Origin of the sequence: Paraburkholderia phytofirmans PsJN, from assembly GCF_000020125.1 — a bacterium.
GTDB classification, from domain to species: domain Bacteria; phylum Pseudomonadota; class Gammaproteobacteria; order Burkholderiales; family Burkholderiaceae; genus Paraburkholderia; species Paraburkholderia phytofirmans.
This window is the reverse complement of record NC_010676.1, coordinates 2753966-2772317: the sequence shown is the minus strand read 5'-3', so window position 1 is coordinate 2772317 and position 18352 is coordinate 2753966. Positions and strand designations below refer to the sequence as shown.

Genomic DNA, 18352 nt, shown 5'->3' with positions numbered 1-18352 from the left:
GGCCTTGAAAATACCGGAGTCAACTGTCGGCCAGGTGTCCATCTGATTGGATGGTAAAAGTGGACAGAATGGCCGTCGGAGTGTCCATCTCAATCTAGCTCGAATGCAAGGGCAGGACGCTACCGCCACGCAGCGCGGCCAGTTCTTTGCGCAGGCTGAATACCTGTCGCAGTAGTGCGAGCTCCCGGGCCAGCGACTCGTCAAGCTGTGCCTGCAAATCCTTTGCGTCGCCTTTCGCGCGGTTCAGACGATCGTTCAGTTCAAGCTTAGGTCGCTCGGCTACGGCGTTGGCCGCGTCGATCGCTTCGATCAGTTCAGCGAACTGCGGGCGTGACTTCTTGATGCAGCCCTTCTTGCGGCCAGCCTCGATCGCCACAGTGTCGTTGTTGATACGCGCACCCTTGCGCTTCTTCAGCCGCTCAAGGGCGGCGTAGTAGTCGGCCATCGTTTCGCTCATGTTACCTCCGGTTTGATCAGTCTCTCCTGCGCATCAAGCAGTCGTTGCAGCGTCCGGACCTCGATACGATATTCGACGCTCGCATCGTCGACAGCGCGCAGCTTCCCGACCGTAACCTGCTGCGCCTTGATCACGCGCTGAAGCTTCGACGGCACGACCACGAGGTTACGGCAGTTCGACTCAAGACAATCCAGACGCATCCAGTCGAGCGGTGTCGACTTGCACGGTTCGATGCTGGCACAGCCGCCCAGCACCGTCTCGCGGTACGCCAGCTCGCCCTTCCTGAACATCCTCACCGTCTGGTCGCGCGAATAAACCGACACGGGCGAGGCCTGCACGGCACGGCTCTGCGTCCACGCTGCGTGCCCGCCGAACAGCCGCTCGTCGGAGAACAGCACCTGCTGGGCGTATGCAAGGTATTCGGACAGGCTCTGTGTCTCAACCCATTCCTTCGCGAAGTGGGTCCTGTCGATGTCGATGAAGCCCTTCGCGAACGCCGAGCCGCGGGCGTAGTACATGCTCATTTCCTGCGTGATGTGCTGCAACTGACGCTTGAGCGTCGGCAGTGTCACGAGTCCGCTCCGATGCGCGTAGAGGGCCAGGGTCCGGCGAAGCTGGTGGCGCGTGAACGGCCACTGCTGCCCGGGCGCGTACTTCGGTTCGTCTTCCCACGCGCGGTGCATGTCGACACGCTTCAGTTCGGCAATGTCCTCGACCGTGATCGTCGGGAAGACGCGCTCACGAAACGCTTCGACATCGAGATGCAGGGTACTCGCCCCACGGTTTGCCACGTACCCATAACGCAGACCCATCCGGCAGAACAGCAGGTGTGACCCGTCCGTTGATTCGGCGTAGCTCGGTGCGCCGTGCGCACGGTGAGCCTCGCCCGACAGCCGCTGCGCAAGCCGGACGGCACGAGCGGCGAGCGGGCTGGTCACCCAGCGCGCGCGCCTGGGACGACCACCCGACAGCTTGGTTGTGACGCCCTCGATGGTGTAGTGCGTCACGCCATCCAGACGGGTCTCGCTCAGGCAGTCGTACGGCAGGTTCTCCGCTTCCCTCGCGCGCATGCCGGTGAATGCCAGGATGACAAGCTGGCATAGCGCGCGGATCGACGCCACAAGCGACGACACGACGTAAGGGGAGTCTTTGCACCCGAAGTGCACAGCATTCGTTGCGACCGCTGCAGAGACGTCTGGATTCTCGCCGGCGTACACGCGTGCGAGGTAATCCGACAGGATGTCAGCGACGTCCTCAGCGACGCCGAGGTCATGCTCACAGGTCGACAGGAAGTGCTGATAGATCCGCGTCGGGATGACAGGGTATTGTGCGTATTCAGCGCGTTGCGCGAAGCGATCGAGCAGAGGCTTATGTAGTTGGGCCAGCGGCACACACAGTCCGGTGGTCCCGACGCCCAGACGGTGAAGCTGCACCAGAATTGAATGAAGGCGTTGGGCCTTCCTTTCCATCCCCGCTTGTGCCACATAGTCCAGAACAATGGGGACATTGGACAGCCCCTCGTAGAGCGTAAGCTGCCGTTCGGCGGCAAAGAATGCGAATTCCCTCAGATAAACCGAACGAGCCTGAAGCGTACTGGACGCCGGTACCATATCGGTTGCTTCATGCATCAGAAAGTACATGATCTGCTTCCACTGACGCGTGGTCGCCTCTGAAAGAGCACGGGTCACGCCGTCAGGCAGGTGGCCCCTAAAATGGAGGCCGGTGCTGCGCGGCCCAATCGCGTATGCGCCGATGTCCCAGGCGTCGTCACCAAACAGCGAAACGGCATTCCCAGCCTTGTCGCGCGTGACGACCGTATCATCCTCGATCCGATACCAGTCGGGGCGCTCTGCGATCGGCGTGATCAGCGTGTTGTTCATGCCACTCCCAGTTCGTAAAGCTGGTCGAGCTTGGCCGACCAGAACGCGTCCAGATTCCCTTCGATATCAACGTCGTGCTCGATCTGATCGACCAGCGCGGCGTCGCGCTTGCGCAGCTCATCCAGCAGGAAGTCAACGCGCCGCAGCACGGCGCCGAACGATGTGTCGTACTGCTCGATCGAGTCAGCACGCCCGCTCACGAGCCTGACGCAGTGACGGCAGCCCAGCAGCTTGCGGATGTCGGCGGCGTCGGCGTGCACGCGGTACTGGTCGCAGAAGAGACATCCTTCGGTCGAGCGGCAGTCAGGCTGTACGGTGACTGAAGCTGCGATCGGCGCAGGTTTGTGGAACTCGATGCAGACGCCCACCGCGCTCCTGATGCTGCCCGCCGGGTCGTTGCCGGGCTTCAGCACGGTCTTCTCGACCGAAGCGAGGAACGCGCCCATCTCGGCCTTGTGCGCGGCGTCTGTGCCGTTCGAGTATGAGCGCAGCGCCGTGGCCAAGGAGTGGCCCATCAGTCTGGCTGCGACGACAGGGTCGTGGTTGCTCACCGCCCAATCCTGCTTCGCCGCACGCCACTGACGTGCGGTAATGCGCGGTAGCACGATCCCGAGCGTATCGAGTCGACTGTAAAGCTGAGCCAGAAATTGAGTTGGGAGACCCATTGGCCGTCGTCGCTTTGCGTAATGCCCGGCTAGAATGAACAACGCGTCGCAGTCCGCGTTCTGCACCAGATACTCTCGCAACGCCAGATACGTCTTGAGCTTCGGCATGAAGCCCAGCGAGACGGTGAACGTCACCCCCTTCCCGCCTGCACGGTACTTGATCTCGCGAAACGTCTGACGTACAACTGACGTATCCTGCAGGCTCGCGACAAGCTCCGGGCTCCACTTCATGGCCAGCAGTTGCGCGAGGTTGACGCCCGTTTCGGCCAGGAACAGCGCGGCGAAGCAAAGGGTCGCCATTGAAGCGTGCGAGCGACGGATCGCTGATTGCGCATCCTCGTTCGCAGCCCTAAGATGTTTAGCCGCAAACGAGGCGATCATCCACGCACGCGCACGAGGATCTTTAGCGCCTGCCGCAGCCATGTGCGTCGCGATTTCTTCCCGCGTGCGCAGCTCCCCGGTCTCCAGGTTCCAGCCAAGCAGGTGGCCGTGCAAGTTGTCGTCTTCACGACGGTGGTGTCTGTGCGGAACTAGGCAAAGACTCTCGCCACGCGCCGTGCTTACGCGCACCGGGTACGACTTGAAGTCGAGCACCAGGGTGCTGATGCCGGTGAAGAGCGCGTCAGCCCACGCGAGCAGGGCGGCTTGTGCCTCGGTGTCAGGCACAGCAGTCGGCACAGAGGCATCCAGTTGGCGGCGCAGCACCCTCGCGTCGGTGCAGAAGTCGTCGTTTCCGAAAAACTCACGGAGCATCGACAACAGATTACGCTGATCGTGGCCGACGGAATTGCGGTTCAGATTGCCCAGCGAAACCTGTTCGCGTTTCTCGCGGAAGTAGCGATGAACTGCCTCCGCCGTAGCCTTCTCGTCACAAAGCACCTGATGCAAGCCCTGTCTGTCGGCCCAATTGACGAAATCAAGCACGACGCGCAGCGCTATCGAGATCGTTGCCGGACGCATCGCGCCAAGGGCCATACGCCCGGAAAGCTGCGTCACCAGCAGGCGTACGACCCTGACGCGTTCGATGCTGAAGCTCAGGATATCGAAAGTTCGTCGCGCGCGGTGCGAGCTTGACGTGTCACGCCTCAGGTAGCAGATCTGCCCGATATCGGAACGGCTGCTCATGCCTTCCCACTTGAGCAGCGCTCGCTCGGGGTGCAGCAGCATTGTGCCCTCCGCGAGCGGCATGTGCACTTCGTCGTAAAGGCGGTTCATACTGTCACCGCAGTGTCGAGGGTGCGTGTGACCAGCGTCGACAGGTGCGCACCCCAGCCATCCTGAACAGCATCGAACAGCTTACGATTCTCGCGGTAAGCGAGGTAGCGCTCGGTCGTAGATGGTTGTACGTGCCACATCAACTGTCGCAACTGATCGAGCGCCCGCGTGTAGCTCGTCTTGCTCGCTGTCATCGCGTCGACCGTATTGAGCCCAAAGGTCGCTCGCAGGTCGTGGTAGCTGAACTCATACCTGGGGTTGCCGAGCTGCACGCGCATCATGGGCAACAGTTCGTCCCTGATGAACTGGCGAACGGCCTGCCCGGTCTTGACATGGCGGCGCACCTGCGGGCCGGTGCTGAGCGGGCCACGCGACCCGCGGTCCTCGTAGAGCGGCGCACCGCGATGGCTTAGAAAGAGCGGCTGGTCGAAGTGATCGCCGCCGTCTGCCAGTTGGCGACGCTTGCGAGCTCGATCGCTGTGCACATAGATGTAGAGCCGCTCGTAGAAACCGCGCGGCAGGTGCAACACGCCCTTGACATCGCCCTTCGTGTCGATACCTGTACCTGGCCCGCAGGCGAGACGTATGTCGCCGCCGTGAAACTCGCCCGGCTTGCGCATTACGTGTTTCGCACGCACGGTCAGTACCGTCTGGATGCGAGCGCCAGTCAACAGCGCGAACAGATGAACGAGCGTCATCTCGGAATTGCCGAGAGTGGCTAACGATTCGAGCAGCACCGACTGCTCGGATGAGGGGAGCGGGCGCAGGCGACCGCCGTCCTGGATGTGATCGTCCCACGGGTCATCTGCGCGCCGGCCACTGATCGACAGGTCGGTGGTCTTGACCTCGATCGTGCTGCTGAAGCCCTTCTGGTCCCTGAACTCGATGAAACGGCCAGATTCGACCCACGGCGCGTTCGCAGGCTTGAAGCCCGCTTCTGCCATGAGCCAGCGATAGAAGCGCACCACGGCGCCCATACGGCGCCTGGCAACACCCGGAGAAAGTTCGCCAGCCTGCACGGCCAGCCTGATCGAGGCGCTGTAGCGGTAGGTTGGGCGTTGCCGCTTGTTCGCGGGGAACGTCAGCCAGTCGACGCCTTCGTCATCCAGGTAACGACGGAATGCCACCAGGTCGTCAGCGATGCTGGCGAACGTCAGCATGTTGGGCGAGGACTTCGACTCCATCATATCGATGAGCCAGAGGTTCGCCTCAGCCCACGGCGCACCGTCCGCGAGCCGGACAACGGGAAAGAGAGGGAAGCTACCTGCGATCCACCGCGGACGGGCGTCGCGCCGCTTGCCGGTGTCGGGGTCTGCGAGCGGGACCGTGTGATAGATGGTGCCGCCCTTGGGCATGGTGATGCTGATCGCCGCCGCACCTGGAGTGTCGCGGTTAGCGACCTCGGTCAGTGCCAGTTGCCGGATGGTGGTTCGTCTTGCCGTCATCGCCGAGATCCTCGTGCCGTGTTCGTGTTGATGGCCGTTTTAAAGCAACCTGAGAGTATCGGGAAATCGCTCTTGGCTTGCGCATACATCGTGCGAGTTCAGCAGCACGATTTCGTTGGCTTCCTCGCCGGTAATCTGGTCAGCGTGACGAAGCCGAAGCATGTGTTTCGTGTACTCGCGACGGTCGTCGTGCCGCACGCGCGTCTGGCAGACCATGAAAGGCTGGAAACCTTCATTACGCAGACCGCGCAGCACGTCGATGGTCGGAATGTAGGTGTAGCGTTCGGAGCGGCTTTCGTGCTTGCTGTCCGCGAAGATGGACGGGGCAATGCGGCGAATCTGATCGTCCGACAGGGGCGAGTCAGCGCGCAGCGTCGGGGAGCCGTAACGGAAAGAAGAAGCGAGTTGCATGGCGATCTCCAGAGTCAAGGTTGAGGACCTGAACCGGGCGAGGGGATGTGACTTGCCGTTGCGGCTGAACACCTCCCGGTGGAACTCGGGGTAGGCCTTGCTGCCGCCAAGCTCCCGGGTTTCCGCCCGTGCGACTTGAGGAGCCGATAGCGGACAGACGTCAAGGAAATAGGCGAGGGAGGGGTGCGGGCAACACGGTCCCTCGCCCCTTGACGTCTGTCCGCTATCGGCTACGGTCGCGGGTCGAGGGCGGAAACCTGGGATCCGGATGCATGTCGGGCCTCGGGTTGACCGGGCAGGGGGGCGCGCAGAAGGCGCGGCTGCGTGGCCATGCCGGCCACGCCTAACTGGAAGATGCGCGGGGTTGACTGCTGCGCCAGGGGTTGATGCCCGACAGGCGCGAGACACGGGACGCGGCTCGACGCACACCGCGAAAGCCCGGTCCTGGTCCGTAAGCATCGGGAGGCGCCCAGTCGCTAAGGGTAGCTTTGATCCGACCGCTCTCGATGGGAGAGCTCGGCGGCGGAGACGAACGTCTGATTGAAGATGAAGAAAGAGCGGCGACTTCCGGTGGTTCCTGGTGCGTCACGTTCGCCGTACAATCACTCCGCCTAAACTGCAATCACCAACAGGGCTGCGCATAGGTCCATGGCGTGCACACGAGCGGCCACTAACATGAAGCGACGGTAGGGACCACGGGGGAGAATGAATGCATCTGCAGAAGCTTGGCATCAGGAATTTTCGTAGGTTGCGCGACGTTGTCATCGATCTCGCACCGGATATCTCCATATTCGTTGGCGCCAACAATAGCGGAAAGACCTCTGCCGGCCATGCCCTTCAGCTCTTTACCGGGAAGGGCAGATTCACTCTCCATGATTTCAGTGCCGAGCTGTGGCCGCAATTTGTGGCTTTCGGAGAGGGTGTGGCCGGCGCAACACTTCCAACGATGTCGATCGATATCTGGCTACATATCGACGGGACTGATATTCACAGGGTGATTGACCTCCTGCCTAGCCTGGCTTGGCAGGGAGCGCTCGTGGGTATGCGTATCGCATACGTGCCAATCGATCCGGAGGCGACGAAGGCAAGGTACACGGAGATGCGGAGGCGAGCGCTGGCTGCTGTTGCACGTGAAGACGGCCAAGCGGCTGCTTTCGATCCGGCACCCAGGAATATGCACGATTTTCTTCGCGAGGATCTGAACAAAGAATACGAGCTTCGCTACTATGTGCTCGATCCGGCGCGTTTTGCGGCTGACATGACCGCCGACGCGGACTATGTGCCGGTTGCTCTGATGCCAAGCGAGAGTCGCAGCGGACGGGAGATACTGAATTCGTTGATCCGGGTCGACTTCCTGCATGCACAGCGTCACTTGTCCGACAGTCCAGGCGGCGCGCGAGCCGAGGATCTGTCTCGCGTCCTAAGCCGCTTTTACGAGCGTAATCTTGAGCAAAAGGAGGACGACCTGGATGTGCTCAGGGCGCTCGCCAATTCGGAGGCAATGCTCAATGACCACCTCGAACGGGTCTTTGAGCCAACCCTGAGAAGCCTCGCAACACTTGGCTACCCAGGTCTTAGTAACCCCCGCTTGATGATACGGTCTGCGCTGGATCCGGCCGCCATTATGAGCGACCGAGGCGCGCGCGTTCACTACGCGCTTGGTGATGCCGAAGAGCAAGGCATCGATCCGCCGACGTTGCCCGATCACTATAACGGCTTGGGGTTCAAGAATCTCATTTTCATGGTTGTGGAGTTGCTAGACCTGCATGCTCAATGGCTTGCTATTACCGATGGCCGCCCACTGCTCCATCTGGTTTTTATCGAGGAACCTGAAGCGCATCTGCATGCACAGCTTCAACAGGCTTTCATCAGGAAAGTTCTCGATATTCTTCAACTCCAGGGCGAGGATCAGCGGCATTGCAGTAGTCAGGTCGTGGTCACGACACACTCCTCGCACATTTTGTACGAACGAGGGTTCCGCCCGATTAGATATTTTCGGCGAAGTCAAACTGGTAATCGATCGGAGATACTAAGTTTGTCGTCATTTTATGACCGGACGCCGGAGGGAGAACGAAACTTCCTCGAACGCTATCTCAAGCTTACGCATTGCGACCTGTTCTTTGCTGACGCCGCGGTACTTGTTGAAGGCAACGTCGAACGACTGCTGCTTCCGCAGATGATCGAGATCGCCGCGCCAAAACTCCGGTCGACATATTTAAGCATTCTCGAGGTCGGTGGCGCATTCGGGCACAGATTCAAGCCGTTGATAGAATTCCTTGGGCTCACAGCGTTAATTGTCACCGACCTCGATAGCGTCGTCGGTCCGCCAGTCCCTGATGTCGTGGCCGGCGATCCTATTGAAGCCGCGTTACCGGTGGTTGCTGATGAGGTAGACAATGAGGCACGGCCGCCGGAGGAAAATGATGCGGACGACGAAGACGAAGACGAGGAGGGAGCTGGAAGAAGAGCAGGAAAGGCTTGCCTACCAGAGCTCGCAGGCGCCGTCACATCCAATCAGATGCTGATCCAATGGTTGCCCAGGCGTCGGACCATCGCGGACCTTTTCGCGGTAACGCCGGAGGAGAAGATTCAGCCGAGAGGAGGCGAAGGAACGGCATTGGTTCGCGTCGCCTATCAATACCGCACAGCGGTTACCTGGCGTGAGGAAACCCTTCAACTGGCCGGGCGGACGCTGGAAGAGGCCTTCGCGCTTGAGAATCTTCCGTGGTGCCAGGCGAATGAACAGCGGGATCTGGGTCTACGAATACCGGGCGCTGCAGGGAAGGATTTGAGTACGCTCGTCGAACGTGTTCATAAGCGCGTCAAGGGCAGTAGCTTCAAAAAAACCGACTTCGCACTGGGTTTGTTGGGCCACCAACCGGACGCGTGGCGGGTGCCCACATACATCGCTGAAGGACTTGTTTGGCTGGAAGGCGAGATCACCCCTCAGGAGCAACCTGAGGAGCCGGGAGGGTTGCACGTAGAGGAAGCGCGATGACCAGTCGCATCGGGTCTCCCGACACGCCGGCAGACATCGAGGTCCGCGAATGTCTCGATGAACAGCCTGCTCGATCCTTCGTCATGGTGGCCGGTGCCGGGTCGGGCAAGACGACCTCGCTAGTCAAGGCGCTGCAACACCTCGCTGTGTCGCGTGGTGCGATGCTTCGTCGGGCAGGTCAGCAGATAGCCTGCATCACATACACGGAAGTCGCCGTGGCTGAAATTTCAGGAGACGTTGGGAATGCTTCGACGTTTCACGTCTCGACCATCCACAGCTTCCTGTGGCTACTCGTACGCAGTTTTCAGGCGGATATCAAGCTCTGGGTCGTCGATCGCATTCGGGAGAAAATCGCGGAGAAGGCGGAACACCGCGACAGACGGGGGACGCGAGCGGGAACGCGAGAGCGACTGATTCGTGAGATTGCCGAACTCGAGGAGGTAAGGACAACCGTTGCGCGCGTGGAGCGATTCACTTATGGCACGGGGAGCGACTATGCCGAAGGCGTGCTGGGACATGATGACATTTTAAAGCTCGGGCCGGCCCTCATCGTCGAACGTCCCCTACTGCGCCAGATCATCGCCGGCCGTTTCCCATTCATTTTCGTGGACGAAAGCCAGGATACCAATCCAGTCGTAGTAAGTGCACTGCGTTGCGTCGCGGCCGACCAGCCGCAGTTGTGTGTGGGTTTTTTTGGTGATCCCATGCAGAAGATTTACACCACTGGAGCTGGACCAATCGCGCGGGAGCGTGAGTGGCGTGAAATCACAAAACCGGAGAATTTCCGGTGTCCGACATCGGTGCTCCGCGTCGTGAACGCAATCCGGGCGACGGGCGACGGTCTTGAACAGACGAGAGGCCGGGCGCTCGAGGTCGATGGTGTGCTGCAACCAGTGACCGGATCCGCGCAGATGTTTGTGCTACCAGCGGACGGAAATCGCACAGCGGGTCTGCAGGCCGTGCGGTTGTGGCTGAGAAACTCGACCGCCGACCCGTTGTGGTCGAGCGATAACGCTGAGGCAGACGTTCGCCTGTTGGTCCTGGTTCATCGAATGGCAGCCTCGCGCCTAGGGTTCGCGAACATCTACGCGGCGCTCCACGATGGAGCACCTGCCAGCTTGAAGGATGGCCTGGATGACGGCAGCGCTTGGCCGCTGCGTCCATTGCTGCAGTTTGTGTTGCCACTGGTCATCGCCGTACGGTCGGGTGACCAGTTCAAGGTCATGAGCCTTTTGCGGTCGGCGTGTCCTCAGCTCGAAACGGATCGAATCCAGCAGCAAGAGATTCAAGGCGTACTTCGTCAACTCCAGGAGGGAGTCGACGCACTTGCTGGTCTCCTTGAGGACGGGGCGCACGCGTCGATACTGGATGTGTTGAGGCTCATTCGCGACCGAGAGATGTTGCGGCTTGATGAGCGATTCAATACCTACCTGATGCCAGACCCGCTGGATAACGGCAGCAGCGAATTCCAACATATTGTCGGTTTTCTTGCCTGTCACGCTATTGAGTTGTGGGGGTACCGGAAGTACATCGAAGAAGAGTCGCCCTTTGCCACGCAACAGGGTGTCAAGGGGGCTCAATTTGAGCGGGTACTGGTCGTCCTGGATGATGAGGAAGGACCACACAGCCACTTTTCCTACGGGAAATACTTCGGCTTTGTTCCGCTATCGGAAAACGACGAGGAGAAAATTGCATCCGGCGCTGAATCCGTACTAGACCGCACTCGTCGGCTCTTCTACGTTTGCTGTTCGCGTGCAGTCAAGGACCTGGCGGTGGTGATGTTCGTACCGGATGTCGAGTTAGCCCGCAATGCCGTTGAGAGAACGGCTATTTTCCCACCAGGGAGGGTTTTCGGGCTCGAGGATCTGGAGGGGTTGGCGTGACGATGTCCACGAGGAAATACGAGTACCAGACGCTCATTTCCGATCTATAAGGATCAACCTGACGATATATGGACTTTATCGACAAGCAGATCGCACCGCCGAAGTCATGGGAGAAATTCGAAGATCTGACACGAGCATTGTTTGCGGCTGTCTGGAAGTCGCCTTTCACCCAAAAAAATGGTCGGACGGGTCAGAAGCAACATGGCGTTGATGTCTTCGGTACCCCCGAGACTGCACACGGAAAAACGTTTGGTGTGCAGTGCAAAGGAAAAAGCGAGGGCTACGGGGCCAAGGCAACGATTGCCGAGTTCGACGCTGAGCTTGCCAAGGCAGAAAATTTCAAGCCCTCGCTTGGACATTGGACGTTTGCCACTACTGCACCAAACGACGGACCTCTCCAAGAACACGCGCGGATCATATCGGAACAGCGTGAAAGAGAAGGGCGATTTCCGGTCATTGCCATCGGCTGGGACACGATTCACGCACTACTGTCAAGTCACCAGGCCGTTGTCGAAGAATTTTATCCCGAGCATGCGGGTCATTTGCCGAAGATCATGGCGGCGCTGCAGGCGCTCCCGAGTACGGCCGAGCTCGAACGATTTCGGCTGAGCCTGAAGACGTTTGTACCGTACAAATCGGCGCCGAGCGTCGACGTTTCTTCGTGGTCTGAGGTTCGTTTCGAAACCGCCCGCGATCTAGGACCCGCGCTGATGGGGCGACCGCTAGGCCCCGCTGATGTAGCGGCCTGTCCAGTGCTTCCGGAGGCTGCCGTTCTGATCGCCGACCTGGAGCGAGCGGGTTCTGCTCGGGTCGCTGGCGTTCCGGGGGCCGGTAAGTCGATCTGCATGCTTCAGGCTGCACGCATTGCACGCCATCGCGGCTGGCGAGTCTTGCGACTGATTGATCCCATGGGAGCAATTCCACCGTTTGTCGAGACCGGAGAACCCACCCTCTATATCGTCGATGACGCGCATCTTGCCCATCCTGCAATCCTGCGCGAGCTGGAGGAGCGCGCGACTGCATCGCACTGGGTGCTTAGCGCTCACACGACTTCCGAGGACAAGGCAAGCGCTCCGGGAACCATCCAGCTTGATGCAAAGCGCGCGGTACGAGTGATTGCAGACAAACTGAGGGCGTCCCCAGACACTACGCTCGCGGCTGTCCGTCGTGCGGATGACCGGGTCGGCGATCGTTTGGGGGATGAGCGACTCAAGGAGCGACTCGAACATGCAGCGGAACAGGCGCTTTACCCATGGCAATTCTGCTTCATCCTCGGGGGCGGGTGGCGGAGGGCCAGTGCGTTGGCAAGTTCAGCCCGCGCAGCCGGAGCCGACCTGGTACTCGCGGCTGCGGCTGTTCGTCAGCTTGGTACCCGCGACGCCCGATGCTCGCGCGAAATGTTGATGAAGCTCGTTGGCGATGTTATGCCCATCGAGGATATTGACGCCGCAATCACGTGGTTGATCTCTCAGCGGCTTCTTCTGAATGTTGGTGACCTTCGGTGTCCGCATCAGCGCCTAGCCAGCGTCCTGTTTAAACGCATTCTTGAGGGGCAGTCAGCGAAAGAGCATCAGATCGTTGCGCGTATGCTGGAGACGGTATTTTGCGACGAGCAGACGCCGCTCGCAGGACTGAGCCTTCTGCTCAGTGAATTGTCGTTCGCGGGCGACTATGGGCGGTGGCGTTGGCTGGTGAAATCAGAATGGCTTGCGCCGGTCCTCATGCGCTGTTGGGCCGCAGCCACACCAACTGATATCCGAGATGCCTGCTGGCTGCTCTGCAATGTGCATGGGTATCTGCCTCAAGAGATGGACGAGTTTGCCCGCCATAAGAATTTGCTGGCGGATTGGATTCAGGGCGCACCCGAAGGCGCAGGTTATGCGATTGCCCGGGTCATTAATCATATTCACAACACCAATGAGGCGCTCGGTAAGAGTATCGTTTCGCTAGTTGACCCAGCACCGTTGGCACAAGCGATAGGTACTGCGGGCCCGTTACATGCTGGTGAGATCGCCCGTCTCATCTCTACGATGGGTGCGGGGAACGATGATGCGTGGAAGGCGCGCTATCTTGAGCATATCGATCGGAGCGCATGCTGGCATACGGTCTCGAATTGGCCGCAGGACGCGTACCTGTCGGTCGTGGCCGACATATGCGAACACTTCTGCCATTTCGAGCCAGAGTTTGGATTCGCACTGATCGAAGCTCTAGTCCCTGCTATCGCCGATCGGCTGCGCGCTGACCCGCAAGAATCGTTTCATGAGATCAACGACATTGTGTGGAATGCGTTACGACTCTATGACCCACTCAACATTTTCGTCGGCAGGTTGGCGCCGTCACGGCGAATGCGGCAGGTTGGGCGCAGGATTTGTGCTTGCTGGTCGCCGCAGGATCTTGCAGGCAAATTATCGCGCAGCACGCACCGTACCTTTCAGTCTGCCGCAGGCGTGCTCAGCTTCATGCACAAGGCATCACCAAAGCAGTTCGAAGCGACCGTGCTGGCACTCGATTGGGAGCTGATCGATCAGGCGATTGGTGCTGATTGGGCGGAAGAAATCGGCGACGCACGGATGCTGCTCGGCGTGGCATATACCCTGCCGGCGGCGCGCCCTGCGGTCGAAGCATTGATCGAGCGTAACAGGGAACGTATCGTCACCATGTCGACAATTCTTGGGGTGCTCGCTCCAGCAAGCGCACTACGTCACGTGGCCGCAGGCAAGCGCATTGCACTCTGTAGTAGGTTTCATGTGGATTGGACGCTGGCGGCTTTAATCCTGGCTCGATTCGTCCAGTCGGAGCCATCTCTGGTTCCAGCTCTGCTCGAGCCGCACTACGGCGGGTTGGCGGCGGCGCTGTCGCAGGAGAGTCCGACTTTCTATAAGTATGGCCTATTGTTTTTGCGTCTGCTCGCACAGGTCAGACCGGGAGGGCTAGCGCGCGTATTGGACGAGATCGATACCGAGAAGGTTGAGCGCGGTTGGCGTAATGCACTGCGCGGGCAGGGAAACAATACTATGCCGGGGGCCAAGGCACAGGCGCGCCAGGTTGCCTCGTTGCTCATTCATCATGCGCTCGAACGAAACGATGCACTTGGCGAACTGTCACGACGATTGAGACGCGATTTCCCTCGACAGTCTGTTCCGTTAGCGGAGACCGTTGAGCGGATCGACATCACAAAACTGGTCGACTGAGCACGCGAACAATTGCATAAAAAAGCGCTCGCGCTGTTGGCAGTCTGACGCATATTCAAATCTGCAAGGTGAATTGAGGGGGATTCTGGGGGAGGTTCATTTCGCGTCGATTGCCAGATCTTCTATCGGGAATCAGGCTTCATTTGCCGTAGAATAATCAGACAAATACGTGAATCAATATTTCCCTGCGCCGACGGGCAGGGTGATCGGAAATAACAATGAACAACAACGACGAAGCGGTTGTATCGGGGTGGATTGATCGCTGGTTATCTGCGTTATCGTGCATGACGGTGTCGAGGCATGAAAGGTTGCTCGAGAAAGCTGGCACGCGCCATGGTAATGAGCTGACTGAGCGTCTTCGTCTAGCCAAGAGCGATAGCTATGCGCTAGGTAAAACCGCTGGCGATGAAGAGGGCTTTAAGCGTGGCCGTATTGAAGGACACGCGGCGGGTAAGAAGGCGGGTCTGGTCGAAGGGCGGGTGCTCGAGAGGCAGGAACAGGAAGCCCTGATGCGCGCTCGAGCCGAGGCTGAGGCGAGGCGCATGCGTCAGGAAGCGGAAGCGCGCGCGAAAATGCTGGTTAGCGAAAAGCCCATCGGCATTAATGCGTCTCTAGCGCAGGAGATCCGTCGTGACGTGCTCGCCCGCACCGACCAAAGGCCGAGGGACGCCCAGTGGGAAATGATTCTTTCAGATCATCCGGCAACCTACGTCGTTGCCGGTGCGGGCTCAGGAAAATCTACGTCGCTGGTTCTGCGTGTCATCGCACTGAACCTCTATCGTGGGATCAACCGCAACGAGATATCTGTCTTTACGTTCACCAAGGAGAGTCGGAAGGATTTCGTAAAAAAACTACGCACGCAGATGCAGGCATGGGGAGAGACTCTGTCGCTTGATGATGCCCGCGGTGTTGTGCGGACGTTTCATTCTATGGTGTTGCGTATGGCGCGCTCCACCATTGATCCGTGCCTGAAGGTACTCGAGTTGATTGATCTCGAGAAGGGCGGACAGATTCCCGATACTGACATCGAAAACCTTCTGGAAGCAGGCGCTTCGATTGCAAGTGACGCTGACGATCACGTCTCCGATACGGAAAACCCCAAGGCGGCAGCAGGCGACGAGGTCGCGTCGGAAGCCCGCGGGGTTGCCCGTGAGCGCGACCGCCTTTTGCGTCTGGCCTACGAAAGGGCATTTTCAACCGATCCGACGTTTGCCCAGGATATTGCGACGTTGCATCGTATCAGCACGTACCAGCTGAAACGACCCAAGGAAGACGTTACGGCAAAGGCGATCGCCTGGGTCGCCAAACACGACGCGGTGCTCAATTCGACCGTCGACAGGGCATGGCGCGAGCGCATTGCCTGTGGGCTTTGGCCTGCCATCCACGTGGAGCCTGTGGCGAAACCGGTCAAGCTTTCGAGTTCCATGACAAAGCCGTTCCATGTGCATGGATACCTGCCGTCGATGAAGGCCTATCTGGTGCTTGGTGGCGCACAGTTCTTTTCTGATAGCCAAAACTCTGCGTTTTCGGTACCTGCGCTCGTGAACACGAAGCGAAAACTGCTTGCCGCACGCAGCGAAGAACCGATTATCTGGATCGACACCGTCGAGGATTTGCAGCGGCTCGCATCGGTGCTTCAGTGGCAAAAGGATTTTCAGGAAAAACGCGTAAGCGTCCCGATGTTTGAATGGATCGCTCCCAGCGATCTCAAGAGAAAACCGGTGTTCGAAACGTTTTACGAACTGGCTCAGTTCGTTGAAAACCTTGGTCTCCCGGTAGCGAAAACATTGTCGGAAGCCGTTGACGGATCAGATGAGGCCGGACTGACCGGCGCGGAACGTGTGTTTGCACGCGCCGTGTCCTCGTTCTGGCCCGTGTTTGAAGAACTGCTGGCAGAGGAAGAAATCTGGACGTTCAACGAGCTGTTCGCGCATTTTTCCGAAGACTACCCCGCAAATTTTAAAGACGTGCCGCCATACATACTTGACGGCATGAGACACCTGCTTATCGATGAATTCCAGGATATCTCGCCGCAGATTGTCAAGTGGATCCGAGGCTGCCAACGTGAACTGGTAAAGCGCGGACGAGCAGGGTCGCTGACGTGCGTAGGCGACGACTGGCAATCAATCTATGGCTGGCGAGGCAGTTCCCCGGACTTCTTTGTTCGATTCAAGCACTTCTTCCCTGCGAGTTCGCACGGCTACGTCAAGCTCGAGGAGAACTTCCGCAGTAGCGACCATATCCTTCGGTGCGCCGAGTCGGTCCTTGTCGATGTCCCAGGGATGGGCTGGAAAACTTGTGTGGCACAAAGTAAGTGGGCGAAGGAGAGCATGCCAGTCCTGATTCACGAAACTCCGGACAAGTTGCCTTATGACGAAATCGAGCGACTTCTTGAGTCGGAAGTAATGCGAACCAAGGCGACGGCGCGAGACCCTCTACTTGTGTTGGCTCGTCGGGCTAAGGCCTATAAGCCGCTGGTCGCATTGAAACGCAAGCCGTGGGGTAAGGCACTAAAGTTTTTGACTTTCCACGGCGCCAAGGGGCTGGAATCGCGATCTGTTGTATTGCTCGGTGACTGCGCTTACAACGGCGTAAACCCGCTAAGGAATTTTCTCTATCGGAAAGCTGGACTTGGTAGCTTTGATGAAGCGCAGCATGCAGAAGCGCGGCGTCTCGCGTACGTGGGGGTCACGCGCGCTATGGAACGGTGTTACTGGTACGCAAAGAAAGAGTCTGGTGGCGCGTTGGCCAGCATTCCAATGGCTAGATCATTTGCGGTTCGATGCGATGCCGAGGGTAATGTCTTGCGTCCTCAGTTGCAGTTGCAGGAATCGTAGAGATGACCGCGTCGATTCAGCGGATGTGGGGTAATTTCAAGCGGCAAACGGTCGAAGTACCTGTCGAACGGCTCGACGTCGTACATGCCCCGATTCGATGGTGGGGGAAACCTTGATGCACTTCGCATCGAAATCGCGCTGGCCACAATCGGTCGAGTATTCTCCGCACAATCTATGCTGTACCGCAACAGGCCAGGACTCTGGGCAGTACCTCGGTTGAGCTACCCGCAATCCCGACTGCCTGGCCCGGTTACACTATGTTGTACGCAAAATGACCACATAATCGGGGGCACCGTGACGCGATCAAACGACTCGGACTGGGAAAAGTTGTCCGCCCAGGTTCAACGTGCCCTGTCGGCCGGATGGAATGCTGGCGCGATGCCAGCCGCGGCGTCGGCGTTATACAGCCGCTGGTGGCAGTTGGAGACCTGGCTTCGCTCCTTGGTCTATGTCGAGCTCCGGAGCGCGAAAGGCGCCGCATGGGCTTGCGAGCTACCGGCGGGTTCGGCGACTCGACAGCAGAAGGATGATGAGATCCACTACATGCCAACGCCCGATGCCCAAGACCAACTTGCGTACTTGGACGCCGGGCCGCTGTTGCAGATGACGCTTGATCATTGGCGGCTATTTGGTTCCTATTTTCCAGGCGTCAAAATCTGGACGGGTCGAATCGAAGAACTCAAGGCGATTCGGAATCGGATCGGCCATTGCCGACGCCCTCATGATGACGATCTCGATCGACTGGAGCAAACGCTGCGCGACCTCAACGGCGGTGCCTTCCGTGCAACGTCGTCGTTCAATGAACAATCTCGCCCGAACACGGATTGGTCGGACATCTTGGTCCGAGACTGGATCCACGGAGCACATTCCGAGGCCCATCTGATAGAGCATGCACATCGCCAGTACGACACGAGTTTCAGGCTCGCGGTCTCGAAGCGACCGTGGGCTGAGTCTTTGTCGCCAAACGAAGGGGAACTCGGCTGTCGAGCCGGCTACGTTTGGCACGCATGCTGGTACTTCAGAGGGGGGCGGGCCTTCGATCTTGCGCGATTCTGGCGAGACATCGCAGCCCATAAGGACCCCATCTTGCTGGTGTGCGCGGACTCCTCCTCGAGTCTTCAAGTATCATTTTCGGCGCTTGAAGATCAGCAACTGGTCAGCGACGTGATCGGCCGATGTTTCGACGCAGCGTTGGCGAACCGTGGTTATCACCGCTCCGAAGACGATCCCTTTGACTGGGCTAGGCGATTCGCCAATGTGGATCCCCGCGTGCATGCAGGAACACCGTGGGCGGGAGTGGATCCCGCATGGGAGGAGTGCAGTCTGTTTTCTGCATGAGCGAATGCGGCCGTCGCATGAACGACTGGACT

At 59.1% G+C, this 18352-nt stretch carries 9 protein-coding genes and 1 pseudogene; 5 read left to right on the top strand and 5 right to left on the bottom strand.

What is annotated here, in order from left to right:
- Nucleotides 1–94: 94 nt before the first annotated feature.
- From BPHYT_RS32075 to BPHYT_RS32055, 5 genes and pseudogenes are all read right to left on the bottom strand, one after another.
- A complete protein-coding gene (locus tag BPHYT_RS32075) occupies nt 95–457 on the bottom strand; it encodes a hypothetical protein (RefSeq protein ID WP_012428291.1) in 363 nt (120 codons plus the stop codon).
- Nucleotides 454–2337, bottom strand: a complete 1884-nt coding sequence (locus BPHYT_RS32070) for an integrase (protein WP_012428290.1) — start codon at nt 2335–2337, stop codon at nt 454–456. The genes BPHYT_RS32075 and BPHYT_RS32070 overlap by 4 nt, the downstream gene beginning before the upstream one ends.
- A complete protein-coding gene (locus BPHYT_RS39320; RefSeq protein ID WP_238535612.1) occupies nt 2334–4169 on the bottom strand; it encodes an integrase in 1836 nt (611 codons plus the stop codon). Before BPHYT_RS39320 ends, BPHYT_RS32070 begins: the two co-directional genes overlap by 4 nt.
- A gap of 44 nt (nt 4170–4213) precedes the next feature.
- The gene (locus tag BPHYT_RS32060) at nt 4214–5662 is read right to left on the bottom strand and encodes a site-specific integrase (protein WP_012428288.1); all 1449 of its coding nucleotides are present in this window, start codon (nt 5660–5662) and stop codon (nt 4214–4216) included.
- Nucleotides 5663–5704: 42 nt separating this feature from the next.
- A pseudogene (locus tag BPHYT_RS32055) lies at nt 5705–6073 on the bottom strand (DUF932 domain-containing protein); the annotation flags it as partial.
- Between the two features lie 709 nt (nt 6074–6782).
- On the opposite strand from BPHYT_RS32055, the gene BPHYT_RS32050 reads away from it, so the two are divergent.
- The 5 genes from BPHYT_RS32050 to BPHYT_RS32030 all read left to right on the top strand — a co-directional run bounded on the left by BPHYT_RS32050 (nt 6783) and on the right by BPHYT_RS32030 (nt 18320).
- On the top strand, nt 6783–9071 hold the full coding sequence (locus BPHYT_RS32050) for an ATP-dependent nuclease (protein ID WP_012428286.1): 2289 nt from the start codon (nt 6783–6785) through the stop codon (nt 9069–9071).
- Nucleotides 9068–10954, top strand: coding sequence for a UvrD-helicase domain-containing protein (locus BPHYT_RS32045; RefSeq protein ID WP_012428285.1), 1887 nt, complete (start codon nt 9068–9070; stop codon nt 10952–10954). Before BPHYT_RS32050 ends, BPHYT_RS32045 begins: the two co-directional genes overlap by 4 nt.
- 68 nt (nt 10955–11022) lie before the next feature.
- Nucleotides 11023–14145 (top strand): hypothetical protein, encoded by a 3123-nt coding sequence (locus BPHYT_RS32040; protein ID WP_012428284.1) that lies wholly within the window; start codon nt 11023–11025, stop codon nt 14143–14145.
- A 218-nt stretch (nt 14146–14363) separates the two neighbouring features.
- Nucleotides 14364–16982, top strand: a complete 2619-nt coding sequence (locus BPHYT_RS32035; RefSeq protein WP_012428283.1) for a UvrD-helicase domain-containing protein — start codon at nt 14364–14366, stop codon at nt 16980–16982.
- A gap of 327 nt (nt 16983–17309) precedes the next feature.
- The gene (locus BPHYT_RS32030) at nt 17310–18320 is read left to right on the top strand and encodes a Swt1 family HEPN domain-containing protein (protein WP_148225171.1); all 1011 of its coding nucleotides are present in this window, start codon (nt 17310–17312) and stop codon (nt 18318–18320) included.
- The last annotated feature ends 32 nt before the right edge of the window (nt 18321–18352 follow it).